The following is a 305-nucleotide window of genomic DNA, read 5'->3' on the forward strand; positions in this document are numbered from 1 at the left end:
CTGCAAGGTTATGATAGGCGCGGAAAGATAGCGAACCGCTGTGATATCAATGACCGTCCCAGTATCATTGAAGCGCGCAGTCGTATGGGCGATTATGAAGGGGATACGGTGGTTGGTCGTGGACATCAAGGTGTGCTTGTCACTCTAGTGGATAGAACAACTCGAGAGACTAAGATCAAAGCGCTACCCAATCGCAAGGCAGTAGCCGTCACACAAGCTTGCATTGGCATGCTAAAAGGATAAAACGAGAAAACTAAAAAAATTGATAAAACTAAAGATATTACAAAAAATTAAACTAAAAAAAA

At 42.3% G+C, this 305-nt stretch carries 1 pseudogene; it reads left to right on the forward strand.

The annotated features are described in order from the left end of the window. Positions 1 to 243: pseudogene (locus AAEY88_RS12770) on the forward strand (IS30 family transposase); the annotation flags it as partial. Positions 244 to 305 lie beyond the last annotated feature (62 nt).

The organism is Psychrobacter sp. CAL346-MNA-CIBAN-0220 (assembly GCF_040309805.1).
Lineage (GTDB): Bacteria > Pseudomonadota > Gammaproteobacteria > Pseudomonadales > Moraxellaceae > Psychrobacter.